General features: G+C 69.3%; 23 protein-coding genes and 1 pseudogene. 12 read left to right on the forward strand and 12 right to left on the reverse strand.

The features are described 5' to 3' along the window. Window positions 1-12: 12 nt before the first annotated feature. The 5 genes from OIC96_RS11900 to OIC96_RS11920 form a co-directional block, all read right to left on the reverse strand. On the reverse strand, window positions 13-294 hold the full coding sequence (locus OIC96_RS11900; RefSeq protein ID WP_330307856.1) for a ferredoxin: 282 nt from the start codon (window positions 292-294) through the stop codon (window positions 13-15). Continuing rightward, window positions 263-1,630 carry an ABC transporter substrate-binding protein gene (locus OIC96_RS11905; protein ID WP_330307855.1) on the reverse strand — a complete coding sequence of 456 codons (1,368 nt, stop codon included), beginning with the start codon at window positions 1,628-1,630 and terminating at the stop codon, window positions 263-265. The genes OIC96_RS11900 and OIC96_RS11905 overlap by 32 nt, the downstream gene beginning before the upstream one ends. Window positions 1,631-1,667: 37 nt before the next feature. Then, window positions 1,668-2,873 carry a CaiB/BaiF CoA transferase family protein gene (locus tag OIC96_RS11910; RefSeq protein ID WP_330307854.1) on the reverse strand — a complete coding sequence of 402 codons (1,206 nt, stop codon included), beginning with the start codon at window positions 2,871-2,873 and terminating at the stop codon, window positions 1,668-1,670. Beyond that, on the reverse strand, window positions 2,870-4,309 hold the full coding sequence (locus OIC96_RS11915; RefSeq protein ID WP_330307853.1) for an aldehyde dehydrogenase family protein: 1,440 nt from the start codon (window positions 4,307-4,309) through the stop codon (window positions 2,870-2,872). Before OIC96_RS11915 ends, OIC96_RS11910 begins: the two co-directional genes overlap by 4 nt. Window positions 4,310-4,385: 76 nt before the next feature. Further along, window positions 4,386-5,120: an SDR family oxidoreductase gene (locus OIC96_RS11920; protein ID WP_330307852.1), complete on the reverse strand. Its 735-nt coding sequence runs from the start codon at window positions 5,118-5,120 to the stop codon at window positions 4,386-4,388. Between the two features lie 232 nt (window positions 5,121-5,352). On the opposite strand from OIC96_RS11920, the gene OIC96_RS11925 reads away from it, so the two are divergent. Genes OIC96_RS11925 through OIC96_RS11950 form a run of 6 tightly spaced genes read left to right on the forward strand, consistent with a single transcriptional unit; the run spans window position 5,353 to window position 9,689 of the window. Then, the gene (locus OIC96_RS11925; RefSeq protein WP_330307851.1) at window positions 5,353-5,619 is read left to right on the forward strand and encodes a hypothetical protein; all 267 of its coding nucleotides are present in this window, start codon (window positions 5,353-5,355) and stop codon (window positions 5,617-5,619) included. Then, window positions 5,616-6,320: an SDR family NAD(P)-dependent oxidoreductase gene (locus tag OIC96_RS11930; RefSeq protein WP_330307850.1), complete on the forward strand. Its 705-nt coding sequence runs from the start codon at window positions 5,616-5,618 to the stop codon at window positions 6,318-6,320. The genes OIC96_RS11925 and OIC96_RS11930 overlap by 4 nt, the downstream gene beginning before the upstream one ends. Beyond that, window positions 6,317-6,844 (forward strand): carboxymuconolactone decarboxylase family protein, encoded by a 528-nt coding sequence (locus OIC96_RS11935; protein WP_330307849.1) that lies wholly within the window; start codon window positions 6,317-6,319, stop codon window positions 6,842-6,844. Before OIC96_RS11930 ends, OIC96_RS11935 begins: the two co-directional genes overlap by 4 nt. Window positions 6,845-6,878: 34 nt before the next feature. After that, window positions 6,879-8,144, forward strand: a complete 1,266-nt coding sequence (locus tag OIC96_RS11940; RefSeq protein ID WP_330310320.1) for an aromatic ring-hydroxylating oxygenase subunit alpha — start codon at window positions 6,879-6,881, stop codon at window positions 8,142-8,144. Then, window positions 8,131-8,451 carry a hypothetical protein gene (locus OIC96_RS11945; protein WP_330307848.1) on the forward strand — a complete coding sequence of 107 codons (321 nt, stop codon included), beginning with the start codon at window positions 8,131-8,133 and terminating at the stop codon, window positions 8,449-8,451. The genes OIC96_RS11940 and OIC96_RS11945 overlap by 14 nt, the downstream gene beginning before the upstream one ends. A 5-nt stretch (window positions 8,452-8,456) precedes the next feature. Continuing rightward, on the forward strand, window positions 8,457-9,689 hold the full coding sequence (locus tag OIC96_RS11950; protein WP_330307847.1) for a metal-dependent hydrolase family protein: 1,233 nt from the start codon (window positions 8,457-8,459) through the stop codon (window positions 9,687-9,689). Window positions 9,690-9,746: 57 nt separating this feature from the next. Here the strand turns inward: OIC96_RS11950 and OIC96_RS11955 are convergent, their stop codons facing one another. Genes OIC96_RS11955 through OIC96_RS11980 form a run of 6 tightly spaced genes read right to left on the reverse strand, consistent with a single transcriptional unit; the run spans window position 9,747 to window position 15,815 of the window. After that, on the reverse strand, window positions 9,747-10,541 hold the full coding sequence (locus tag OIC96_RS11955) for an enoyl-CoA hydratase (protein WP_330307846.1): 795 nt from the start codon (window positions 10,539-10,541) through the stop codon (window positions 9,747-9,749). A 41-nt stretch (window positions 10,542-10,582) separates the two neighbouring features. Beyond that, the gene (locus tag OIC96_RS11960; protein WP_330307845.1) at window positions 10,583-11,731 is read right to left on the reverse strand and encodes an acyl-CoA dehydrogenase family protein; all 1,149 of its coding nucleotides are present in this window, start codon (window positions 11,729-11,731) and stop codon (window positions 10,583-10,585) included. After that, a complete protein-coding gene (locus tag OIC96_RS11965) occupies window positions 11,728-12,600 on the reverse strand; it encodes an acyl-CoA dehydrogenase (RefSeq protein ID WP_330307844.1) in 873 nt (290 codons plus the stop codon). The genes OIC96_RS11960 and OIC96_RS11965 overlap by 4 nt, the downstream gene beginning before the upstream one ends. After that, window positions 12,590-13,531: an NADPH:quinone oxidoreductase family protein gene (locus OIC96_RS11970; protein WP_330307843.1), complete on the reverse strand. Its 942-nt coding sequence runs from the start codon at window positions 13,529-13,531 to the stop codon at window positions 12,590-12,592. Before OIC96_RS11970 ends, OIC96_RS11965 begins: the two co-directional genes overlap by 11 nt. After that, complete coding sequence (locus OIC96_RS11975; protein WP_330307842.1) at window positions 13,528-14,541, reverse strand: phosphotransferase family protein; 1,014 nt, start codon at window positions 14,539-14,541, stop codon at window positions 13,528-13,530. Before OIC96_RS11975 ends, OIC96_RS11970 begins: the two co-directional genes overlap by 4 nt. Further along, on the reverse strand, window positions 14,538-15,815 hold the full coding sequence (locus OIC96_RS11980) for an acyl-CoA dehydrogenase family protein (protein WP_330307841.1): 1,278 nt from the start codon (window positions 15,813-15,815) through the stop codon (window positions 14,538-14,540). The genes OIC96_RS11975 and OIC96_RS11980 overlap by 4 nt, the downstream gene beginning before the upstream one ends. 112 nt (window positions 15,816-15,927) lie before the next feature. Here OIC96_RS11980 and OIC96_RS11985 point away from each other — a divergent pair, with 112 nt between their 5' ends. Continuing rightward, window positions 15,928-16,608, forward strand: a complete 681-nt coding sequence (locus OIC96_RS11985) for a TetR/AcrR family transcriptional regulator (RefSeq protein ID WP_327432334.1) — start codon at window positions 15,928-15,930, stop codon at window positions 16,606-16,608. 141 nt (window positions 16,609-16,749) lie between these two features. After that, window positions 16,750-17,799, forward strand: coding sequence for an NAD(P)H-dependent amine dehydrogenase family protein (locus OIC96_RS11990; protein ID WP_330307840.1), 1,050 nt, complete (start codon window positions 16,750-16,752; stop codon window positions 17,797-17,799). Window positions 17,800-18,012: 213 nt separating this feature from the next. Here OIC96_RS11990 and OIC96_RS11995 read toward each other — a convergent pair whose 3' ends face one another. Next, window positions 18,013-18,522, reverse strand: coding sequence for a MarR family winged helix-turn-helix transcriptional regulator (locus tag OIC96_RS11995; RefSeq protein WP_330307839.1), 510 nt, complete (start codon window positions 18,520-18,522; stop codon window positions 18,013-18,015). A gap of 437 nt (window positions 18,523-18,959) precedes the next feature. On the opposite strand from OIC96_RS11995, the gene OIC96_RS12000 reads away from it, so the two are divergent. The 4 genes and pseudogenes from OIC96_RS12000 to OIC96_RS12015 all read left to right on the forward strand — a co-directional run bounded on the left by OIC96_RS12000 (window position 18,960) and on the right by OIC96_RS12015 (window position 24,374). Beyond that, window positions 18,960-19,922: an SGNH/GDSL hydrolase family protein gene (locus OIC96_RS12000; protein WP_330307838.1), complete on the forward strand. Its 963-nt coding sequence runs from the start codon at window positions 18,960-18,962 to the stop codon at window positions 19,920-19,922. 101 nt (window positions 19,923-20,023) lie between these two features. Further along, window positions 20,024-20,793: pseudogene (locus OIC96_RS12005) on the forward strand (SDR family NAD(P)-dependent oxidoreductase). Window positions 20,794-20,858: 65 nt separating this feature from the next. After that, a complete protein-coding gene (locus OIC96_RS12010; RefSeq protein WP_330307837.1) occupies window positions 20,859-21,908 on the forward strand; it encodes a zinc-dependent alcohol dehydrogenase in 1,050 nt (349 codons plus the stop codon). Window positions 21,909-22,163: 255 nt separating this feature from the next. Next, window positions 22,164-24,374 (forward strand): MMPL family transporter, encoded by a 2,211-nt coding sequence (locus OIC96_RS12015; protein WP_330307836.1) that lies wholly within the window; start codon window positions 22,164-22,166, stop codon window positions 24,372-24,374. Window positions 24,375-24,376: the final 2 nt, after the last annotated feature.

Genomic DNA, 24,376 nt, shown 5'->3' on the forward strand with positions numbered 1-24,376 from the left:
CTGTTTCTCCCCTCAGGAGACGAAGATCGCGCGTTCCGGGCAGGACCTGACCGCCTCGATGACCTGGTCCCGCTGGTCGTCCGGAACGTCCTCGTTGATCGCCGACGAGTGACCGTCGATCTCGCTGAGCTCGAAGACCTTCGGAGCCCGCATGGCGCAGAGCGTGTGGCCCTGGCAGCGTTCAGGATCGACTCGTACCTTCACGACGTGCTTCCTTCCTGCATCGGCCGCATCGGCTGTGGCTGCTTCGGATCCGCTGTGGCTACTTGAGATCCGCCAGGGACTTGCCGACATCGGCGAGGGTCCCGGGCTTGCCGTACGACTTCTTGTACTTGTACGGCTGTTCGTCGCAGCGGTAGGCGCCCTGGTCGGGCTTGAAATCGGCGGCGGTCCAGCCCTTCGAGGTCGCCTTGACGACGTTGAAGCACGTGGGCGGGTTGGTGGGGCTGGTCAGGTCCGCGGGGGCCTGCAGTCCGCCGCCCGTCCAGGCCTTCTGCTTGACCGTGTTGTCGTACACGCACGTGCGGGTCAGTTCGGCGCAGTCGCTCGCCTCGCTGGCGAACAGCAGCCAGGCGGAGAAGGCGCGCAGCACGGGCAGGGTGACCTGGGCGCCGGGGGCGTACTTGGCGAACAGGTCGACGACCTTCTTGGTCGCCGGGTTGCCGGAGGCCTGCTCCAGCGGGGAGAAGCCGCTGAGGTCGGCGAAGTTGGTCTGCGAGTCGAGCGCGGTGCCCGCCAGTTTGATGAAGGCGGGGCCGTAGGCGTTGTTGTTGGCGTCGACCCAGTCGAGCTTGTAGCCGGCGTTGGTGAGCGCCTGCTCCAGCTTGGCGAGGCTGGCGAAGTCGCCGTTGAAGATCAGGCCCTTGAGCTTCTTGCTCTTGATGGTCTGGGCGTACGGCGTCCAGTCGGCGACGCCCGCGGCCGGGTAGAGGTCGGTGTAGGTGACCTTGCCGCCCAGCGCGGGCAGCAGTTCCTTCGCCTCGCTGGCGAGGACCTTGGTGGTCGGTATGTCGCCCGAGATGATGCCGATGTGGCCGGCGGAGTCCGGGTACGCCTCCTTGATCAGCCAGGAATAGTAGCCGGGATAGGACGCGTAGCCGACTCCGGCGGGCAGGGTCTGCACCGAGAGGTCCGCGCCGAAGGCCGCCAACTGGACGGACTGGGCGGGAAATTCCGGCAGCAGGCACTTCAGCCGGGTCTTGACGGCCGTGCCGTCGAAGGCGGTGCCTCCGCCGACGAGTGCGAAGTCCTCCCGGCAGGCCTCGATCATCCGCTGCTGGCCCTCGAAGAGCTTGGCGTCGCGGGTGGTGGGGACGAGCTGGCGTCCGTTGATGCCGCCCGCGTCGTTGCACCAGGAGGTGAACACCTTGGCCGCGTTCACGAACTCCGGGTTCTTGGTGAAGCCCACGTCGCTGAAGACGCCGACCTTAATGTCGGTGGTGGTGACGCCCTGGGACGTCACCGCCTTGGGGCTGCCGTCGTGGCAGACGTTCTTGAGCGTGCCGAAGTCTCCTTGGGCGGCGGAGCCGCCGGGCGCGGACTTGGACGGCACGTCGCTGCTCGACGTGGCGGAGCGGGCGGAACACCCGGCCAGGGCCAGGACGAGCGCGGCGATGAGCAAGCGTCTCATCGGTCCTCCTCGAGCAATCGTTCCCGAAGTGCGGTGATCAGGTGACCGCGCCCGCCGCTTTCAGCTCGCTGATGCGGGTCCAGTCCAGGCCCAGTTCCATGAGGATCTCCTCGGTCTGGGCGGCGAACTCGGGCGCGGGCCCGAGGTGAGGGGCGGCGACGTCGAACTGCACCGGGCTGGCGGCCAGTTCGAGCTCTCCGGCCCGTAACAGGTACTCGTTCGCCCGGACTTGCCCGTCCTGTCCCACGTGCAGCAGATCCTGTACGGGGGCCCAGGGCCCGGCGAGGGTGGCGAAGCGCTCCGTCCACTGGGCGAGGGTGCGGGTCGCGAGCACCTCCCGCAGGATCTTGACGGCCTGCTCGGTGTTGGCGGCGATCAGCTCGGCCGTGGCGAAGCGGGGATCACCGGCCAGCTCCGGCCGGTCGACGTGCCGGCAGACGTCGGCCCAGAACTTGGCGGGCTGGAGCATGACGAAGGACAGGTAGTGCCCGTCGGCGGTGGTGTAGAGGCCGGAGAGCGGGTTGGTCGGCGAGCCGTGGGTGCCCGGCTTCGGCGCCACCCAGGTCGTGTCGAGGTGCAGGGCCAGTGCGGCGGCGTGGCCCATGGCCCAGACGCCGCTGCCGAGCAGGGAGACGTCCACGACCGAGGCTTCGCCGGTGCGTTCGCGGCGGAGCAGGGCCGCCGCGATGCCTCCGGCGAGGTTCGTGCCGGAGATGGTGTCGCCGTAGGCGGGCGCGGGCGGGCTGATCATTCCCTCGACGCCGGGCGGGGTGATGCTGGCGGCGGTTCCGGCGCGGGCCCAGAAGGCCGTCATGTCGTAGCCGCCCCGGTCCGCCTCCGGTCCGCGCGGGCCGAGGGCGCTTCCCCGGGCGTACACGATCGTGGGGTTGAGCGCGCGGATGTCGTCCACGTCGATGCCCAGCCGGGTCCGGGCGCCGGGCAGGAAGCTGGTCAGGAACACGTCGGAGCGGCGGACCAGTTCGTGCAGCACCTCCTTGCCCTCGGGCCGTGCCATGTCGAGGCCGAGACTGCGCTTGCCGCGGTTGGCGTGCTCGACGTTGGGGTTCGGGTCGCCCTCGACGCGGATGGTTCCGGTCTGGCGGAGGCCGCGCTGCGGATCGCCGGTGACGGCGTGCTCGACCTTGATGACGTCCGCGCCCCAGTCGGCGAGCACGGCTCCCGCCGACGGGACGAAGCCGTACATCGCCACTTCGAGGACGCGGATGCCTTCGAGCGGCCTCATGACGGGATCACGGTCGCGAAGGACTTGTACTCCAGGAACTCCTCCAGGCCGGGTACGCCGCTCTCCCGGCCGATCCCCGACTGCTTGTAGCCGCCGAACGGGACGTCGGCCGCGAAGTAGTTGCCGCCGTTGATGCTGAAGGTGCCGGTGCGGATCCGGCGGGCCAGCGCGATGGCACGCTCCTCGTCGCCGCTCTGCACCCCGCCGGACAGGCCGAAGATCGAGTTGTTGGCGATGCGTACCGCGTCGTCGTCGCCGTCGTAGGGAATGACCGCGAGGACCGGCCCGAAGACCTCGTCCTGGGCGATCTCGCTGTCCGGGGCGACATTGCCGAGCAGGGTCGGTGTGTAGAAGAAGCCGGGGTCGACCTTCTTGCCGCCGGTGACCAGCGTGGCGCCCGCCGCTACGGCCCGCTGGACCATGCCGTCGACCTTGTCGCGCTGTCGTTCGCTGATGAGCGGGCCCGCGTAGGTCTTCGGGTCGGTGGGATCGCCGAGGGTGACGCGGCCGAGCCCGGCGGCGACCATCCCCACGATCTCGTCGTGGTGCTCCCTGGGCACCAGCAGCCGGGAGGTGAGGGCGCAGCCCTGCCCCGAGTGGGAGCAGATGGTGAAGGCGGCGAACATGGAGGCGGTCGCGAAGTCCGCGTCGTCGAGGATGATCATGGCGGACTTGCCGCCGAGCTCCAGGAAGAGCTTCTTGATCGTGCGGCTGGCCGCTTCCATGATCCGGCGGCCGGTGGCGGTGGAGCCGGTGAAGCTGACCATGTCGACGTCGGGGTGGGTGGTGAGAATCTCGCCGACCTCGACGCGGGAGGAGGACAGGACGTTGACCACGCCGGGCGGGATGTCCGTGTGCTCGGCGATCAGCTCGCCGAGGAACAGCGTGGTCAGCGGGGTGTCCGGTGCGCCCTTGAGGACGACCGTGCAGCCGGCGGCGAGTGAGGGGGCGAGCTTGGCCAGGGCGAGCTGGTTCGGGTAGTTGTACGCGGTGATCCCGGCGACGACCCCGACGGCCTCCTTCTCCACCCAGCGGCGGTGGCGCTGCCCCCGGATCTCGGCCTCGCCGAGTTCCTCGTTCATGGGGTACTTGCGCAGCAGGTCGGCGTAGAAGCGGACGAGCTTGACGGGATCGTCGAGCTGGGGGCCGTGGGTGAGCATGCGGGGCGCGCCGACCTCGGCGATGGTCAGCTCGCGCAGCTCCTCCAGGTGGTCGGTCAGCGCTTGGTGCAGCTGGTCGAGACAGCGGATGCGGGTCTGTACGTCGGTCGCCCAGCCGGTGGTGTCGAAGGCGCGGCGGGCGGCCGCGACGGCGGCTTCCGCGTCGGCAGCGGTGGCGTCCGGGGCCTGGTCGAGCACCTCGCCGGTGGCGGGGTTGAGCGAGGAGAAGGTCTGTTCGGTCGCGACGAGTTGTCCGTCGATGAGCAGCCGCTTCACAGCCGTACCCTCCGTCCGTCGTTGAGGGAACGACGATCGATGATGAGGGAGTGCCGTCCGTCGTTGAGCGAGAGCGTCACAGCCGCACCACCTGTCCGCCGTCCACGCTGACGACCTGGCCGGTCAGCCAGCGCGCGGCGTCGGAGAGCAGGAACAGGACGGTGGGCGCCAGGTCTTGGGGCGTGCCCATCCGCTTGATGGCCAGGCCCTTGGTCATCGCCTCCTGGAACTCCACCGGAACGATGCTCCGGGTGGCGTCGGTGTCGGTGGGGCCCGGTGCGATCCCGTTGACCCGGATGTTCCTGCCGCCGAGTTCGGCGGCGAGCGAGGCGGTCAGGCTGTTGATCCCGGCCTTGGCGAGCCCGTAGTAGCCGCCGCCCATCCAGGCTGCCGTGGACGACTGGTTGACGATCGCCCCGCCCTCGGTCATGTGCGGGATCACGGCGCGGGTGCAGTGCAGTGCGCCCATCAGGTTCACCTGGAGGAACCGGTTGAGGTAGTCGAGGGGAACCGTGGTGAGGCCGTCGCGCCGCATGCTGTGGAAGATCGCGGCGTTGTTGACGAGGTAGTCGATGCGCCCGAACTCCGCCATCACTGCGGCCGCCATCGCCTCCGCCGACGCGGGGTCGGCCACATCCACCTTGACGAACAGGGCGGCGTCGCCGATCTCCTTGGCGACGCGTTCGCCCTGTTCCTCATTGAGTTCGGCGACCACCACCCGTGCGCCCTCGGCGGCCAGCGCCCGGGCGTACTCCTCGCCGATCCCCTGTCCCGCACCGGTGACGATCGCCACCTTGTCCTGGAACCGCATCCTGCCTCCTCGCTCGGATGGACGGCTTGCCCCAACGTGGCGGAAACTACATTCTCACTTTCCGCAAATCAACCATCCGGACACGAGAATGTCTCCAGCGCTGCGAGTTGACGCACTCCAGCCACTCGCGCGACCGAAATCCGGTCTTCCGGTCAGGAGGTCCGATCTGCACAGCACTTCCGGGCGGACCAACAGCGAGAATACCCTTCTCGCATCCGGAAGGGAGATTTTCATGATCGAGACGAAGGAACTGAGCCCGAGCCTTGGAGTTGAGGTCACCGGCGTCGGTGACCCACTCGACAACGAGCTGATCAGCCGCTGCGCGGAGGCGCTGAAGTGGCGCGGCGTCCTGCTGATCCGTGGTCTGCATCTAGGGGGTACGGAGTTCGCCAGTACGTGCGCGGCCTACGAGAACCTGCCGGCGGCGGACCGAAAGCGGTACGACGACCTGCGGACGCTGCACCGCACCACCGTCGTCGGAGACGAGGCCCTCGCATGAAGACCGCCCTTGTCACCGGTGGTGGTTCCGGTATCGGACTGGCCGTCGCGGAGCGTCTGAAGGCGGACGGCTATCACGTCGCGACGCTCGATCTCCATCCTGCCGGAACGACGTTCTCGCAGACCGCCGACGTCACCGACCGCGCACAGGTGGACGCGGCGCTGGCCGCCGTCAGGGATCGGCTGGGCCCGGTCACCATCCTGGTCAACGCGGCCGGGATGGACGGCTTCAAACGCTTCCAGGACCTCACGTTCACGGCCTGGCAGCGGGTGATCGACGTCAACCTCAACGGCGTCTTCCACTGCGTGCAGGCCGTCCTGCCCGACATGCTGGAGGCCGGCTGGGGCCGCATCGTCAACATCTCCTCGTCCAGCGCGCAGTCGGGCCAGCAGTTCATGGCGCACTACGTGGCGTCCAAGTCGGCGGTCAACGGTCTGACGAAGGCGCTGGCCCTGGAGCTCGGCCCGGCCGGCATCACCGTCAACGCGGTGCCGCCCGGCTTCATCGACACCCCCATGCTGCGCAAGGCGGAGTCGCGCGAGCTGATCGGGGGGACGGTCGAGGACCACATCGAGCGCACCCCCGTACGCCGGGTCGGCCGCCCGGAGGACATCGCCGCGGCCTGCGCGTTCCTGGTCTCGGAGGAGGCCGGGTACATCACCGGCCAGATCCTGGGCGTGAACGGCGGGCGGAACACGTGAACCGCCTCTCCCCCCTCCCGCACGCCGAGTGGGACACCGAGGCGCTGGGCGCCGTCGCACCGGGACACCCGCTGCCGCCCTCCAACGCCCTCGGACTGTTCGCCCAGCACCCCGAACTGGCCAAGGCGTTCCTGACCTTCAACCGATATCTGCTGACCGCCTCGACGCTGCCCAAGCGCACCCGCGAACTGGCCATCCTGCGGGTGGCCTGGCGGCGGCGCTGCCGCTACGAGTGGGCGCAGCACCTGCTGATCGCCCGGCGGGCCGGTGTCACCGAAGAGGAGATCGACGAGGTCCGCGCCGGAGCGCCCACGCTGCTCAACAGGGCGGTGGACGAACTCGAAACGGAGTCCTGTCTGTCCGACGCGACCTATCAGGAGCTCGCCGTCGAGCTGGACGGCCGCCGGCTCATGGACCTGGTCTTCACGGTCGGCTCGTACGGCCTGCTGGCCGCCGCCTTCAACACCTTCGAGGTGGAGCTCGATCCCGGACTACCGGAAGAGAACTTCAATTTCCCTGAGTGAGAATGCTATTCTCACTCAGGAGAAGGGAGTGACCATGCCACACTTCGCCAAACCGGCAGCGGGGAGCTGGACCGAGCAGTACCCCGAGCTGGGCACCGGCCCCGTGAACTACGAGGACTCCATCGATCCCGCGTACTACGAGGCCGAGCGGGAGGCCATCTTCAAGCGGACCTGGCTGAACGTCGGGCGCGTCGAGCTCCTGCCGAAGACCGGCAGCTACTTCACCAAGGAGCTCGCGGTCGCGGACACCTCGCTGATCCTCGTGCGGGGCAGGGACCAGCAGATCCGCGCCTTCCACAACGTCTGCCGGCACCGCGGCAACAAGCTGGTCTGGAACGACTACCCGGGAGAGGAGGTCAAGGGCACCTGCCGCCAGTTCACCTGCAAGTACCACGCCTGGCGGTACGACCTGGCGGGCGACCTCACGTTCGTCCAGCAGGAGGAGGAGTTCTTCGGCCTCGACAAGGGCGAGTACGGCCTGAAGTCCGTGCGCTGCGAGATCTGGGAAGGCTTCGTCTTCGTCAATCTCGACCCCGACGCGCAGCCGCTGGCCGAGTACCTCGGCGAGATGGCCAAGGGCCTGGAGGGCTACCCCTTCCACGAGATGACCGAGGTCTTCACGTACAAGGCCGAGGTGGGCAGCAACTGGAAGCTGTTCATCGACGCGTTCGCGGAGTTCTACCACGCGCCCGTCCTGCATCTGAAGCAGGCCGTGAAGGGCGAGGCCGACAAGCTCTTCACCATCGGCTTCGAGGCGCTGCACTACGAACTGCACAGCCCGCACTCGATGATCTCCTCCTGGGGCGGCATGTCACCCCCGAAGGACCTGAACATGGTCAAGCCGGTCGAACGGGTGCTGCGCAGCGGCCTGTTCGGCCCCTGGGACCGCCCCGACATCGCGGGCCTCGACACACTGCCGGCCGGGCTCAACCCGGCCCGGCACCGGGCATGGGGCAGCGATTCCTTCGAGTTCTTCCCCAACATGACGCTGCTGGTCTGGGCGCCGGGCTGGTATCTGACGTACCACTACTGGCCGACCGCGGTGGACAAGCACGTCTTCGAGGCGAACCTGTACTTCGCGCCCGCCAGGACGGCACGCGAGCGGCTGGCCCAGGAGCTCGCGGCGGTGACGTTCAAGGAGTACGCGCTCCAGGACGGCAACACCCTGGAGGCCACCCAGACCATGCTCCGGAGCCGCGCTGTCATGGACTTCCCGCTCAACGACCAGGAGATCCTCCTGCGCCATCTGCACAAGGTGGTCGGGGACTACGTCAAGGAGCATGCCGATGCTGCCGACTGACTTCGCCGCACTGGAGCCGTACGGCGACTGGATCCTGGAGAACGAGCGGGACCGGTACGCCAAGCGCCTGGCCAGCTCGATGGAGGAGATGCAGGCCTTCTACGACGCGGCGTTCCCGCTGCTGGAGAAGGCCGCCGCGCACCTCGACGAATTCGTGCTCCACGAACTGCCCGAAGCGGAGCGCAATCTGCTGCTCCTGATGTTCTCCCTCGTGAATGTGTCGTTCCCGGTCGAGGTGTGGAAGCAGCCCAGGGTGCCGGACAGCGGCGCCGCCTATCTCGACCTCGTCGTCGAACCCAGGGTCTGAGCGGCATGCTCACGCTCAGAGCCGCGCGTGTGCTGCATGTCGAGACGGGGGAGATCGAGGAGCCGGGGCTGATCGGCGTCGACGGCGACCGCATCACGTACGGCGGCGCAGCCAGGCGCGGCAGCCACGGCGCCGAGGGTGACGTACTGGACCTGGGGGACGTCACCCTGCTCCCCGGCCTGATGGACATGGAGGTCAACCTCCTGATGGGCGGCCGGGGAGAAATCGCGGGCCTCTCCCTCGTCCAGGACGATCCGCCGCTGCGGATGCTCCGCGGGGTGGCCAACGCCCGCCGTACGCTGCGCTCGGGGTTCACGACGGTCAGGAACCTCGGTCTGTTCGTGAAGACCGGCGGGTATCTGCTGGACGTCGCGCTGGCCAAGGCCATCGACGCCGGGTGGATCGACGGCCCCCGTATCGTCCCCGCGGGACACGCCATCACCCCGACCGGCGGCCATCTCGACCCCACGGTGTTCGGCGCGTACGCGCCCGGGATCATGCCGCTGTCCATCGAGGAAGGCGTCGCCAACGGGGTCGACGAGGTGCGCAAGGCCGTCCGGTACCAGATCAAGCACGGGGCACGGCTGATCAAGGTCTGCGCGTCCGGCGGCGTGATGTCGCACACCGGCCTGCCGGGCGCGCAGCACTACTCCGACGAGGAGCTGCGGGCCATCGTGGACGAGGCCCACCGGCGCGGCCTGAAGGTGGCGGCCCACACTCATGGCGCCGACGCGGTCCGGGCAGCCGTGGAGGCCGAGATCGACTGCATCGAGCACGGCTTCCTGCTGGACGACGAGACCATCGAGCTGATGGCCTCGCGCGGCACCTTCCTGGTGCCGACCACCGCGCTGATCGACGGGATGGACATGTCCCATGCCGCGCCCGAACTGCGGGCCAAGGCCGCCGAGATCTTCCCGCACGCCCGGTCCGTGGTCGCCCGGGCGGTCAAGGCGGGCGTCAAGCTGGCGGTCGGCACGGACGCGCCGGCGATCCCGCACGGCCGGGGCGCGCAGGAGCTGGCCGCGCTGGTCGAGCGAGGCATGGAGCCACTGGAGGTGCTCCGGGCGGCGACCGTCAACGCGGCCGAGCTGATCGAGGCGGACGACCGGGGCCGGATCGCCGAGGGGCTGCTCGCGGATCTGATCGCCGTACCGGGCAACCCGCTTGAGGACATGTCGGTGATGGCGGACGTCAGGTTCGTGATGAAGGGGGGCAAGGTCTTCCGGCACGAGTCGTGAGCGGGCTTGTTCGAAGGGCGAGACGCGGTCGGCGTCTCGCCCTTCGAACAACCCCGCTCACTGCGACTTGATGTGGTCCTTCATCTCCTCCAGCCGCGTGAGAATCGGATATCCGCCCACGCTCAACGCGTTCCCGTGCCCGGTCTCATGGATGTCGAACACCGACTGCACGGCCGCGTAGAAGCCCTGTACGTCCAGGGTCTGGTTGACGGCCCGCTTGGCCTGCCGGAGGGCGAAGGGATGCATCTGGGCGATCTGTGCGGCCAACTCCAGGACGGCCTCGTCGAGTTGGTCCAGCGGTACGACCCGGTTGACCATTCCGACCTTCTCCGCCTCCTCGGCGGTGACGGCCCTCCCCGTGAAGAGAATCTCCTTCGCCTTGCGCGCGCCCAGCTCCCAGGTGTGCCCGTGGTACTCCACTCCCCCGATGCCCATGTGCACCACGGGATCGGAGAACTCCGCGTTCTCCGCGGCCACGATCAGATCGCAGGGCCAGCACAGCATGAGCCCGCCCGCGATGCACTTGCCCTGCACGGCGGCGATCGAGGGCTTGGGCACATTGCGCCAGCGCAGCGTGTACTCCAGATACCGGCGCGCCTCGGCGGTGTAGATCCACTCCAGGGTGATCTCCTTCGGGGCCGGCCAGCGGTCCTTCAGGTCGTGTCCGGCGGAGAAGTGCCGCCCCTTGCCCCGCAGCACGATGACCCGTACGTCCTCGTCGGCCGCGGCCCGGGTCCAGGCCGCGTCCAGGTCGTCGAGCAGCGCCATGGTCTGGGCGTTGGCGACCTCGGGCCGGTTCAGCGTGATGACCGCCACCCGGTCGCTGACCTCGTACAGGATCTGGTCGTCCATCCGCGTCGTCCTTGTCTGAAGTCTGAAGTCTGAAGGCTTGGTCATCTCGGCAGGCCGAGGATGCGCTCGGCGATGATGTTGCGCTGGATCTCGGAGGTGCCGCCGGCGATGGTGCCGCCGAAACTGCGCGCGTACCGCTCGAACCAGCTGGCGGTGAACACCTCCAGGTTCATATGGGTGTACGGGCCTGTCCGCGCGGGATGCAGCAGGGCCTCGGGCCCGTGCGCCTCCAGCGCGTGCAGGTCGGCGGCCTGGCAGGCCTCGGAGCCGAACAGCTTGAGCACCGAGATCTCCACCGGGTTCCGGTCGGGGGCGAGCAGCCGGTAGCCGAGGAGCCGCAGGGCCTGGACGTCCATGAGCAGCGTCGCGTACCACTCCTCGTCGCAGGCCGCGTCCTGGATCAGGCCGTCCATGCGCTCGGCGTAGTGCAGCCACAGCAGGGTCCGTTCGTGCCCGAGCGAACCGTTCGCCACCCGCCAGCCCTCGTTGAGGGGGCCGACCAGGTTCTCCTTCGGCACCCGGACGTCGGTGAAGAACACCTCGTTGAAGTCGAGGTCGTCGGGCGCGGCGATCGACCCGAAGGGCCGCCTGACCAGCCCCTCGGAGTCGGTGGGGATCAACAGGACGCTGATCCCCTTGTGCTTGGGGGCTTCCGGATCGGTGCGGACGAACGTCAGCAGCACGTCCGCGTCGTGCGCGCCCGAGGTCCACACCTTCTGCCCGTTGACGACGAAGTGGTCGCCGTCCAGGACCGCGCGGGTGCGCAGCCCGGCCAGGTCGGACCCCGCTCCGGGCTCGCTCATCCCGAGCGAGGCGGTGATCTCCGCCCGCAGGATGGGCAGAGCCCACCTCGTCTTCTGTTCCTCGGTGCCGAAGCTCAGCAGCGAGGCGGCGATGATGTTGAGGCCCTGCGGGTTGAAGCTGTGGTAGATCCGCCGCCGGGACAACTCCTCCAAGTGGGCGACCACTTGGGGCAGGGTCGCGTTCCGCCCGCCGTACTCGGGCGGCTGGGCGGGCAGCAGCCAGCCCGCGTCGAAGAGCTTGCGCTGCCAGCGCCGGGCCCATTCCGGCACATGAGAACTCGACTTCGGGCGGTCCGTGGCCTCTTCGGCTCCCGGCAGGTTGGCGTCGAGGAAGGCGTTGAACTCGGCGCGGAACGTCTCGATCTCGGGGTCGGGGGCGAGTCTCATACCAGCAGCGCCTTCCTGTGCTCGGACGCCGTACCGAGGAGCAGATCACCGGACTTGGCCCGTTTGAGATGGATCTGCAGTTCGTTCTCCCACGTGTAGCCCATGGCGCCGAACAGCTGGAATCCGTGCTGGAAGCACACCCGTTGACAGTCCCCGGCGGCGGCCTTGGCCATGGCGGCGGCCTTGCCGCGGCGCGGGTCGTCCTCGGCGATGGTCAGCGCGGAGAAGTAGGCGAGCACCTTGGCCCGTTCGATGGCGACGTACATGTCGGCGGCCTTGTGCTTGACCGCCTGGAAGGAGCCGATGGGCACGCCGAACTGGTGCCGCTGCTTCACATGCGCGACCACCAGGTCCAGGATGCGACGGCAGCTGCCGACCGTGGAGACGGCCAGTCCCATGAGGGCCAGGTCCGGTACGCCGGCGACCAGATCCGGTACGCCGGGGACCAGGCCCGGCGCGTCCACGTGGGCGACATGCAGGGTCGGGTCGAAGACGGAGAGCCGCTCGGCGGGAACGTCCTTCCCGTCCCGTACGACGACGCCCTCGGAGGTGAGAAGCGCGATCTCGTCCGCCCGGTCCGCGTCGAGCACGAACCGCCCCGCTCCGTCGAACACGCCCGTGCCGGAGCCCCGCGGCAGCCGTCCGGCCAGCGGCGCGAACCAGGTGGCGGTGGCGAGGAAGGGGGTCGGATCCGCGGCGTACCCCAGTTCCTCCAGGACGATGGCCAGCTCCACAGGGCCGGCCTCCAGCCATCCCAACTCCAGGTAGGTGGACCAGAGTTGCTTCTCGGGCAGCGACCGGGACTTGGCCACGGTCTCGCGGACCATTCTCTGGAGCAGCCGCTGGTCCTCGTCGAACTCAAACTCCACGGGTGACCTCCACAAGTACCTTGCCGAGGGCGCCGCGGCCGAGATCCAGGGCGGTCGCCACGTCGTCGAGCGCGTACACGGCATGGATACGGGGATGGATCGCCCCGTCGGCGAACAGCTGGTGCAGTTCGGCGCGGGCGGTCGCGAGCTTCTCCCGGTCGTGGCGGGCCCAGCCGCCGAAGTCGAAGCCGTGGATCGTGACGCCCTTGAGCATCGCCAGGTTGAGTGGGAGACGCGGGATCTCACCGCTCGCGAATCCCACGCTCACAAACCTGCCGCCCCAGCGCATGGCCCGCAGCGCCTGCTCGGAGTGCGGCCCGCCGACCGGGTCGATCACCACGTCGGCCCCGCCCAAGTCCCGTATCCCGCTCTTGAGTTCGTCGTACGGCAGCACATGGTGGGCGCCCTGTTTGGCGGCGACCGCCCGCTTCTCCTCGGTGGAGGCGACAGCGATCACCTCGGCTCCCAGCAGCGCGGCGAGTTCGACGGCGGCTAGGCCGACTCCGCCCGCCGCGCCGAGCACCGCCACCCGCTCACCGGGCCGCATGCCGGCGACCAGACGCAGCGCGTTGAACGCGGTGGCGTGCGAGACGCCGAAGGCCGCGGCGACGTCCGACGGGATCGCGTCGGGGACGCGGTGCAGGCTGCCCGCCGGGGCGGCGACGCGCTCGGCGAAGGCGCCGACGAAGACGGAGCCCATGACCCGCTCGCCCGCGCGGAACCCGTGGCCCGACTGCGCGACCACGCCCACGAATTCACTGCCCGGCGTGAAGGGCGGCTCCGCCCTGACCTGGTACGCCCCCCGGATCACCAGCACGTCGGCGAAGTTCACCGCCGCGAAGCGTATGTCGACGGTCACCTCGCCCCGCGGGTCGGGGATCTCCTCGACGGTCACCGGGCCGCCGAGGGTGTGGCAGCGGGCGGCCCTCATAGCCGGGTCGCCGCGGCCAGTTCGGCCGCCTGGGCCGCCATCGACAGGACCGCGTCCCCGTAGTAGGCCATCTTCGGGTTGCCGCCCTCGCCCTTCACATGGCGGGCGTAGCCGCCCTCCAGCACGATCGCCATCTTGTAGCGGGCAAGGATGATGTAGTAGTCGATCTCGCCGACGTCCTTGCCGCTGACCTTGGAGTAGTGCTCCAGGAGGTCGGCGCGGTCGGGCATGCCGGTGTAGTCGACGTACCCCTTCTGTGTCCGGTCCTCGTCGGCGTCCGGCCAGCCCATGAGCACCCAGCCGAGGTCGAGCAGCGGGTCGCCGACGGTGGACATCTCGAAGTCGACCAGGGCCGCCAGCTCGGCCGGCACCTCGTGACGGAACATCACATTCGCGAACTGGTAGTCGCCGTGGATGATCCCGGGCTCCCAGTGACTGGGCCGGTGCCCGCGCAGCCAGGCGGCGGCCTCGTCCAGGCCCGGTATCTCGCGGAACCGGAACTTCGCCAAGTGCGCCTGCCAGCGGTCCACTTGACGGTCGTGGAAGCCGTCCGGCCGGCCGAAGCCCTCAAGGCCCTGGGCCCGCCAGTCGACGTTGCCGAGCCGGGCGATGCCCTCCACCAGCGCGTAGGCGAGCGACGGCCGCAGCGACAGATCGCTCAGATACGGCTCGGGCCAGCCGTCGGTGTTCATCGGCGACCAGCCGTCGACATGGCCCATCAGGTAGAAGCAGGAGCCGATCACGTCGGTGTCGTCGCAGACGGCGACGGCCTCCGGGTGCGGTACGTCCGTGCCGTTCAGCGCCCTGAGCACGCGGTACTCGCGCAGCATGGTCTCGTTGCGCCCCGGCGGGACCTTCTGGGGCGGCTTGCGCAGCACCAGCCGGCGGTCGCCGCGCCGGATCGAGTAGATGTCGTTGGAGGTGCCCCCGGAGATGAGGGACGCCTCGACGGGTTCGCCCGGAGCGATGCCCTGGCCGTCCAGCCAGCGGGCGAGCGGCTCGATGTTCACAGGTCCTCCAGCTGCTTGCGGGCCCACTCCTTGCGAGAGGGCAGATGCTGGGTGGGCCAGAGCCCGGGCGCGGGCTCGTAGCCGCGCAGGAGGTCCCGGGCCACCGTGACCTTGTGGACCTCCGACGGTCCGTCGACGACCGACATGACGGCCGCGCCGGTCCACATGTCACCGAAGGGCATCTCGTTCGACACGCCCAGGGCGCCGTGCAGGTGCATGGAGCGGTAGGCGATGTCGTGCAGCACCTTCGGCGTCAGGAACTTGATGGCGGCGATGTCCTTCCGGACCCGCTTGTAGTCCTGGTACTGGTCGATCTGCCAGGCGGTGTAGAGGACGAAGAGCCGGAACTGCGTCAACTCCGCGTAGGAGTCGGCGAGATCGGCCTGGACGAGCTGTTTGTCGGCGAGCCTGCCGCCCTGCGTCTCGCGGGAGAGCGCGCGCTCGGCCATCATGTCGAGCGCCCGCTGGGCCTGTCCGACCACACGCATGGCGTGGTGGACACGTCCGCCACCCAGCCGGGTCTGGGCGATGGCGAACGCCTGGCCCTCACCGCCGAGCAGCGCGTCACCGGGCACGCGGGCGCCGTCGTACTCGATCAGCGCGTGCATGCCGTCGTCCGGGCCCTCGCCCATCAGTCCGAGGTTCCGCTCCATACGGACCCCGGGGGTGTCGCTCGGCACCAGGAACATCGACATGCCCTTGTACGGGCTGACGTCCGGGTTCGTCACCGCCATCACGATGACGAAGCGGGAGGTGCGCGCGTTGGAGGAGAAGAACTTGCGGCCCGTGATGACCCAGTCGTCGCCCTCGCGTACCGCGCGCGTCGTGAACAGCGTCGGGTCGGCGCCGGCCTGCGGCTCGGTCATGGAGAAGCAGGAGAAGCACTCGCCTTCGAGCAGCGGCTGGAGATAGCGCTCCTTCTGCTCGTCCGTGCCGTAGCGGGCGATGATCTCGGCGTTGCCGGTGTCCGGGGCGGCCGTGCCGAAGATGACGGGGGCCCAACTCGACGCGCCGAGGATCTCGTTGATGAGCGCGAGCTTGAGCTGTCCGAAGCCGCGCCCGCCCAGTTCGGGGCCGAGATGCGGGGCCCACAGACCTTGGTCGCGCACCTGCTGTTTGAGCTTGCGGACGACGGGGCCGAGCTCGTCGTCGAGCGGCTGGAAGGCCCGGCCGGGGTAGAGCAGGTCGAGCGGTTCGATGCGTTCGGCGCGGAAGTGTCTGATCCACTCCAGCTTCTCCTCGAACTCCGGCTCCGTGCGAAAGTCCCATCCCATTGCGCGAGAATAGCATTCTCACTCAGCGCAAGTAAGGGTCTCGTAACTTGCGGTGCGCGATTCGGTAGGGCGACCCGGCTGATTACCGTTGAAGTGGAGTATCGTTCTGCAAGTGACAGCAGTCCCCGAAGAGCCAGCGTGGCGCCAGCGCGCCGTCGAACGGTCCACCCGTGCCGCCAAGCTCCGCGCGGAGCAACGCGTGCAGCGCTTCCTGGACTCGGCGCAGGAGTTGATCGCCGAGAAGGGAACGACGGACTTCACCGTCCAGGAGGTCGTCGACCGTTCGAAGCAGTCGCTGCGCAGCTTCTACCAGCACTTCGACGGCAAGCACGAGCTGCTGCTGGCCCTGTTCGAGGACGCGCTCTCCACGTCGGCGGCCGAGATCCGCGAGGCCGCGTCCGGGATGAGCGATCCACTGGAGTCCCTTCGGCTCGCCGTGGACATGCTGTACCGGCAGTCGCACCCGAGCCCCGGTGTGCAGCGCCCACTGTTCAGCGACTTCGCCCTCCAACTGCTGGTCAAGCACCCGGCTCAGGTGGCGACCGCCCACATTCCGCTGCTCACGCTCTTCACGGAGCTGATCGAGCAGGCCGCCGAGGCCGGTGCCATCCCCGCCGGAAGGCCCCGCCGCCAGGCCTCGCTGGTCATGCAGACCATCATGTTCGCCGCCCAGGCCCACGGCGTCCCGGCCGACAGCCACTCCCATCCGGTCACCGCCGAGGAGATCTGGCAGTTCTGCCTCGGCGGCATCTCGGGCGTCCCGGCCACGGCGGGCAGGTCGGCCGCGGGCTAGTCCAACTTCCGGACGGCGAGGCCGACTTCCGCACGGTCGGGCCGACTTCCGCACGGTTGGTCCAACTTCCGTACGCTGATGCGAAATTCGGCTTCTCCTTAAGCGAGAGTAAAATTCTCGCTCACGGGGCAGGATCCGAGGGTGACGCCAAGACCTTCCTACCGGGTCGTCCAATGGGCCAGCGGAAACATCGGCGCCCGCACCCTGCGCGCGGTCATCGAGCACCCGCGGCTGACCTTGGCCGGTCTGTATGCGCATACGCCGGCCAAGGCGGGAAGCGACGCCGGAGAGCTGTGCGGGCTGGACGACGCGACGGGGATCATCGCGACCCGGGACATCGACGAGATCACGGCTCTCGGCGCCGACTGCGTCCTCTACACGCCGCGCGCCTGCGACTTCGACGAGGTGTGCCGACTGCTGGCCTCGGGCGCGAACGTCGTGACCACCCGGGGTGAGTTCCACCGCGCGGACAGTCTCGACCCCGTGGTGCGCAAGCGGGTCGAGGCCGCGTGCGACCGCGGCGGGACCTCGATCCACAGCACCGGAAGCAGCCCCGGATTCATCACGGAGGCTCTGCCGCTGGTACTGACGTCGATCCAGCGGCGGCTCGACGGTCTGACGATCGACGAGTTCGCCGATCTCTCCCGACGCGACTCACCCGGGCTGCTCTTCGAGGTGATGGGCTTCGGAAAGCCCCCTGCCGAGTTCGACGAACGCCGGTTGTCCGTGGTGCGCGACAGCTTCGGCCCGTCACTGCGTCTCGTCGCCGACACCCTCTCGCTGCGCCTCGACTCGGTGGAGGCGACCGGCGAGGTCGCGACCGCGCCCCGCCCCGTCCACATCGCCGCCGGCGTCCTGCCGGCCGGCACCGTGGCCGCACAGCGGATCACGGTGGCGGGCCTGCGCGACGGCCGCCCGGTGCTGCGCTTCCGCGCCCACTGGTACTGCACCACCGATCTCGGCCCCGCATGGGATCTCCGCCCCACCGGCTGGCACGTCACGGTGGACGGCGACGCTCCGCTCGACGTCGACATCCGCTTCCCGGTACCCCTGGACCGGATGGCGGCCACGTCGCCCTCGTACACGGCGAACCGCGCTGTCAACGCGGTGCCCTTCGTCTGCGCGGCGCCCCCTGGTATCCGTACGACGGCCGACCTGCCCCAGATCGTCGCCGCGCTCGGCCCCTCATAGCCACGCTCTAACGCTCGTAGCCGCGCTCGAACCCCCGTAGCCACGCCCGGCCCGACACAGCCACGCCCGGACCCTCGTCACCCGCCACCGGCCACCGGCCACCGGCCACCCAAGACTCCTACCCCCGCAGCACCCCGGCTTCCCACAGTCCGCGGGTTCCCCACAGTCCGCAGGTTCCCCACAGTCCGCAGGCTTTCGGAGAGACGCGTGCACTCAGGTTCGCGACACGTTCTCGGAGGTGATGTCCGCGTCCTCCGCGGAGTAGAAGTCGTCCACCATCCGGTGGAACAGGCGGGCCAGCTGCCGCAGCTCGTCCGAGTCCCAGTCCTTCAGGGCGACCTGCATACCCCGGACGCTCGCCTCGCGGACGCGGTCGATCGCCTCCCGGCCCCTCGGGGTGATCTCGATGCGCTGCGCGCGGCGGTCGTCCGGGTCCGGGACCCGGGTCACGTAACCGGCCTTCTGCAGTTGCTGCACCTGGCGGGTGACGTGGGACGCCTCCACGGCCAGCAGATTCGCCAGTTCGCCCAGCCGCATCGGCTCGGAATCGGCGATCTGCCGCAGCAGCGCCACGGCCGCGCGCTCCAGCGACACTCCGGCCAGGGCCATCAGGCGGTCGTGCTGCCGGACCCGGCTGGTCAGATAGGAGATGCGATTGAGCGCGCCCTCGATCTCCGTGATGTCGGCCGAGGCCGGGGCGTCTGTCGGCGGTGTGGTGGACATGGGTCCATCCTAGCAGCTAATTGCCTGACTCAAGTAAATTACTCATTAGTTTGCTTGACTCAAGTAACTCCGACATGTTTGCCTGAGTCAAGCAAGCCACCCATGGCCGTCCTGGCCGTGGGTCCCCAGACCGGGGCCACACAGAGCGGACGTGGCCCCGTAGCGCCGAACCCGTGGGGACGGGGAACGGCGCAGTCCCGGACCCGGCGATCGGACACCCCCTGCCCGTCGCCGGGTCCGAGGACACCGGCCGACCATGCCTCTCCCCTCCACACCGGGGCGGACGTCGGCTCAGTGCCCGTGTCACTGCTCATCGGCCCTCCGGGCGCCGATCACCGGCCTGGTGTCCACCGCGAGGCGGAGCTCCCCGCACGCCGCTTCGCACCACGCGAACACCCCCGCATGGGACCACCTGAGACGGAAGACAGGACACTCCGATGGGAAGTTACACACGAGCGGGACTGGCCGGCGTGGGCGTCACGTGCGGCGTGCTCCTGCTCGCGGTCAGCGTCGGGAACAACGGCGACGGCGACAAGACCACCTCCACCCAGCCCAAGGGCGCGGCCGCCGCCGCGCCACCGAAGGGCCCGTACGTCGCGCTCGGCGACTCGTACACCGCGGGACCGAAGGTCCCCTCCCAGGCCGGCAGGCCCGCGGGCTGCGAGCGCTCCGACCACAACTACCCCGCGCTGGTCGCCGAGAAGCTGGAGATCGACGCGGCCGACTTCCGCGACATGAGCTGCAGTGGCGCCACCCTCGCCGATCTGTCCGCTCCGCAGCACACCGACAACGGCGTCAACCCGGCCCAGCTGTCCGCCCTTTCGGGCTCGACCCGGCTGGTGACCATCGGCATCGGCGGCAACGACATCGGCTTCAGCTCGCTGGTCAAGAACTGCGTAAAGCAGGGCGCCCTCTACGTCGCGACCGGCAGCGGCAAGTACACCGGGAACGACGCACCCTGCAAGGGGAAGTACGTCTCCGGCGGCACCGACGAGGTGCGGCAGAGGATCCAGGCGGCGGGAGAACGTCTGGCCGACACGCTGAACGAGGTCAAGCAGCGGGCCCCGAAGGCCCGGGTCTACGTCGTGGGATATCCGTCGATCCTGCCGGACAAGGGCAAGGACTGCGACGACGACATGACCCTCGCACCCGACGACGCGACCTTCCTCAACGACAAGGAACAGCAGCTCAACAGCGCACTGCGGCAGCGCGCGGCGGACGCCGGGGCCGGATACGTCGACACGTACACCCCCTCCGCGGGCCGCGACGCCTGCTCGGCGAGGGAGACCCGCTGGACAGAGCCCCTCATCCCGGCGGCCCCGGCCGCCCCCGTCCACCCCAACGAGCGCGGTGAGCGCGGTATGGCCGACGCCGTCCTGCGCACGGTGAAGGGCTCGTAGCCAGAACCGACCGCGAAACACCAACTGCGAACACCAACCGCGAACGCCGATCGCGAAACACCGGCCGCGAAGGACGACCCAGGGAAAGGGAGAGGTACGACATGAGAAGCACAGGTACGGGGCTGGAAGGACGCGGCGTCGTCGTCACCGGAGCGGGCTCGGGCATCGGCCGGGCCACCGCCCTGGAGTTCGCCGAGGAAGGCGCGAAGGTCCTGGTCGCCGATCTGAACGAGGACGCCGCCGAACAGGTCGTCAAGACCATCGAGTACGCGGGAGGCGTCGCCCGCGCGGTCGTCGGCGACCTCAGTGACCCGCGGGTGGTCGAGGAGGTCGTCGCCACGGCCGTGGACACCTTCGGCGGCCTGGACGTGCTGGTGAACAACGCCGGCGTCATGGACCACATGTCGGCGCTCGCCGACACCGGCGACGCCGAGTGGGAGCGCGTCATACGGGTCAATCTGACCGCGCCGTTCCAGCTCACCCGTGCCGCGCTGCCGCACATGCTGGCGGCGGGCAGCGGCTCGATCGTGTTCACCGCGTCCGAGGCCGGCCTGCGGGGCAGCACGGCCGGTGCCGCGTACACCGCCTCCAAGCACGGCATCGTGGGGCTGACCAAGTCCCTCGCCGTGATGTACCGGAACCAGGGCATCCGTACCAACGCCATCGCCCCGGCCCCACCGCGACCAGAATCCAGGTCGATTCCCAGCCGAACGCCCACGGCCCGAGCCTCATCGGTCCCTACATCGGCCTCTCCGGCAGGGTGTCCGAACCCGAGGAGCAGGCAGCCGCCATCGTCTTCCTCGCCTCGGACGCCGCCAGCAACATCAACGGCGTCGTCCTGCCGGTCGACTTCGGCTGGTCAGCCGTCTGACCGGCCGTCAAGAACCCCACCCTCCGCACACACCCGTAATCCTCCGCGAGAGAGCGAGTCATTCCATGGCCACGATGAAGTCCGTACAGACCGGCCCCGTCGGCAAGATCGACGTCGTCGACGTCGAGCGGCCGGTGCCCGGCCCGAAGGACGTACTGATGCGGATCCGCGCCTGCGGCATCTGCGGCACCGATGTGACCTTCCTGCACATGGGCGGCATGCCGTCCCGGGGAGCCGCGGGCGGCGAGCTGGTCGCGGTGCCGCTGGGCCACGAGCCGGCCGGTGAGATCGTCGAGGTGGGAGCCGAGGTCACGGACCTGAAGGTCGGCGACCGCGTGGTGGTCAACCCGCAGGACGCGCCGACCGGCATCATCGGCTGCGGCGGCAGGTTCGGCGGGATGAGCGAGTACCTCCTCATAGAGAACGCCGTCGCCGGCAAGAGCGTCGCGGTCTTCCCCGACACCGTGCCTTTCGACGTCGCCGCGCTCAACGAGCCGATGGCCGTCGCCCGGCACGCGGTCAACCGCTCCGAGGCCAAGCCGTCGGACAAGGTCGTGGTGTTCGGGGCCGGGCCCATCGGCCTGGGCGCCACCATCTGGCTGAAGCTGCGCGGGGTCGAGCAGGTGGTCGTCGCCGACGTGATCCCCGAGCGGCTGGAGACGGCGCTGGCCGTCGGCGCGGACGCCGTCATCAACTCCGCCACCGAGGACATCACCGCCCGGCTGACCGAGCTGCACGGCCAGGCCGCCAACGCCCTCGGCCAGCCCCGTGCCGGAACCGACATCTACATCGACGCCGCCGGCGCCCCCGCCGTGTTCAACGCCACCATCGCCGCCGCCCAGTGGGGCGCCAAGATGGTCATGGTCGCCGTACAGAAGAAGTCCGACGCGATCGACCTCGCCGGCATGCTCCGCAGCGAGCTGACCCTCATCGCCTCCCAGGGCTACCCCACGGAGATCTTCGAGGTCACCCAGGAGATCGCCGAGCACCACGAGCGCTTCGCCAAGCTGATCAGCCACCGCGTCCCGTTCGCCGAGGCCGAGCGTGCCTTCGAGCTCACGCTGACGCCGGGGGCGGCGGAGAAGGTGGTCGTCACCTTCGGCGACGAGGCGTAGTCATCACCGACGAGGCGTAGTCACCACGCCGTAGAACACCCGCACCACCCCTGTGGCCGTGCCGCACGTCCGAGCGGCGCGGCCACGCCTTTGTCCGCTCCCGTGGGCGGTCGTGTCCTGCTCGGGGACCATGCGCCGGGCCTCGTGTACTGCGTTCTCAGTAGTCCGGATTGTCGGCAGGCGCACGACGACAGGACACCCCCGTCCCCGGGAGCCTGGGGACGTATCCGAGATCAGATGTGGAGATCCCTGCTCGTGGCTACTTTCCTCTATCGACTGGGCCGCCTGGCCTTCCGACGGCGCTGGTTCGTCGCCCTCATATGGGTGGCGGTGCTCGGTGCGGTCGGTTTCGGCGCGGCCACGGCGCCTGCCGCCCCCGACGCGAGCAACTCGATGCCCGGCATCGAGTCGCAGAAGGCGTTCGACCTGATGGAACAGCGCTTCCCGGGGGCGAAGGCCGACGGAGCGAGCGCCCGGGTCGTCTTCGTCGCTCCCGACGGGCAGAAGGTCACCGCCTCCGAGAACAAGGCCGCCATCGAGAAGTTCGTGTCCGAGGCCGCCGACGGTTCGCAGGTCGCCAGTGCGGTCAGCCCCTTCCAGGCGAAGGCGGTCAGCAAGGACGCCTCCACCGCGTACGCGACCGTCACCTACAAGGTGAAGGCCGACGACCTCACCGACGCCAGCAAGAACTCCCTGAAGGACGCCATCAAGCAGGCCCAGGGTTCTGACCTGACTGTCGAGGTCGGCGGCACCGCGCTGGCGACCCAGCCCGCCGCGGGCGGGTCGGCCGAGGCGATCGGTATCGCCATCGCCGCGCTCGTGCTGGTGATCACCTTCGGTTCGCTGGCCGCGGCCGGACTTCCGCTGCTGACCGCGGTCATCGGCGTCGGCGTCAGCATGGCCGCGATCATGGCCCTGGCCAGCGCGCTCGGCCTGTCCTCGACCACCGGCACGCTCGCCAGCATGCTCGGTCTCGCCTGCGGTATCGACTACGCCGTGTTCATCGTCTCCCGCTACCGCGAGGAGCGTGCCAAGGGCCACGCGCCGCAGGAGGCGGCCGGACTCGCCGCGGGCACCGCCGGATCGGCGGTCGTCTTCGCCGGCCTCACCGTGGTCATCGCGCTGGCCGGACTCTCGGTCGTGGGCGTGCCGATGCTGACCAAGATGGGCCTGGCCGCCGCCGGTGCGGTCGCCGTCGGTGTCGTCATCGCACTGACCCTGGTCCCGGCCCTCCTCGGCTTCTGGCCGAACGCCGTGCTGACCCGCCGTGCCCGCAAGAGCGGCGAGATCAAGGAGGCCGGCGAGCACAACGGCGGCACCCGCTGGGCCCGGTTCGTGCTGCGCCGCCCGGTGCCCGTGCTCATCACCGCGGTCGTCGGCCTCGGCGCGCTCGCCGTACCGGTGATGGACCTGCAGCTGGGCATGTCCGGAGACGAGGCGAAGTCCACCTCCACCACCGAGCGGCGTGCCTACGACGACCTCGCCAAGGGTTTCGGGCCCGGTTTCAACGGCCCGCTGACCATCGTCGTGGACGCCAAGGGCGCCGATGACGCGAAGGCCGCGGTGGCGACGATCGAGAAGAAGATCGGCGACACCGAGGGAATCGTCTCCGTCTCGGCCGCCCGGTTCAACCAGGACGGCGACACCGCGGTCTTCTCCGCGGTCTCGGCCGAGGCGCCCACCAGCGAGAAGACGAAGGATCTCGTCCAGACCATCCGCGACGACCGTCCGGCCACCGAGGCCTCGACCGGTGCGGAGTTCGAGGTCACCGGCACCACCGCGCTGAACATCGACGTCGCGCAGAAGATGCAGGACGCGCTGATCCCGTACCTCATGGTGGTGGTGAGCCTGGCGATCCTGCTGCTGATGATCGTCTTCCGCTCCATTCTGGTGCCGATCAAGGCGGCCGTCGGCTTCCTCCTGTCGGTGCTCGCGGCCCTCGGTTCCGTCGTCGCGGTCTTCCAGTGGGGCTGGGGCGCCGACCTGCTCGGCGTCGAGTCGACCGGTCCGATCATGAGCATGATGCCGATCTTCCTGGTGGGCATCGTCTTCGGCCTCGCGATGGACTACGAGGTGTTCCTCGTCGCCCGCATGCGGGAGGCGTACGTCCACGGGGACCGGCCCGGGCAGGCGATCGTCACCGGGTTCCGCTACAGCGCCCGGGTCGTGGTGGCCGCCGCGCTGATCATGATGGCCGTGTTCTCGGGCTTCATCGGAGCCGGCGAGTCCATGATCAAGATGATCGGCTTCGGTCTCGCCATCGCCGTCCTCTTCGACGCGTTCGTGGTTCGTATGGCGCTCGTGCCCGCGGTCCTCGCGCTGCTCGGCAAGGCGGCGTGGTGGATGCCGCGCTGGCTGGACAGGATCCTGCCCAAGGTCGACGTGGAGGGCGAGGCGCTCAGCCACCAGTCCTCCACCACCCCCGCGCAGCCGGACCCGGCCGACCTGGAGTCGGCCCGCGTCTGACG

Source organism: Streptomyces sp. NBC_00775 (genome assembly GCF_036347135.1).
Taxonomy (GTDB): domain Bacteria; phylum Actinomycetota; class Actinomycetes; order Streptomycetales; family Streptomycetaceae; genus Streptomyces; species Streptomyces lutosisoli.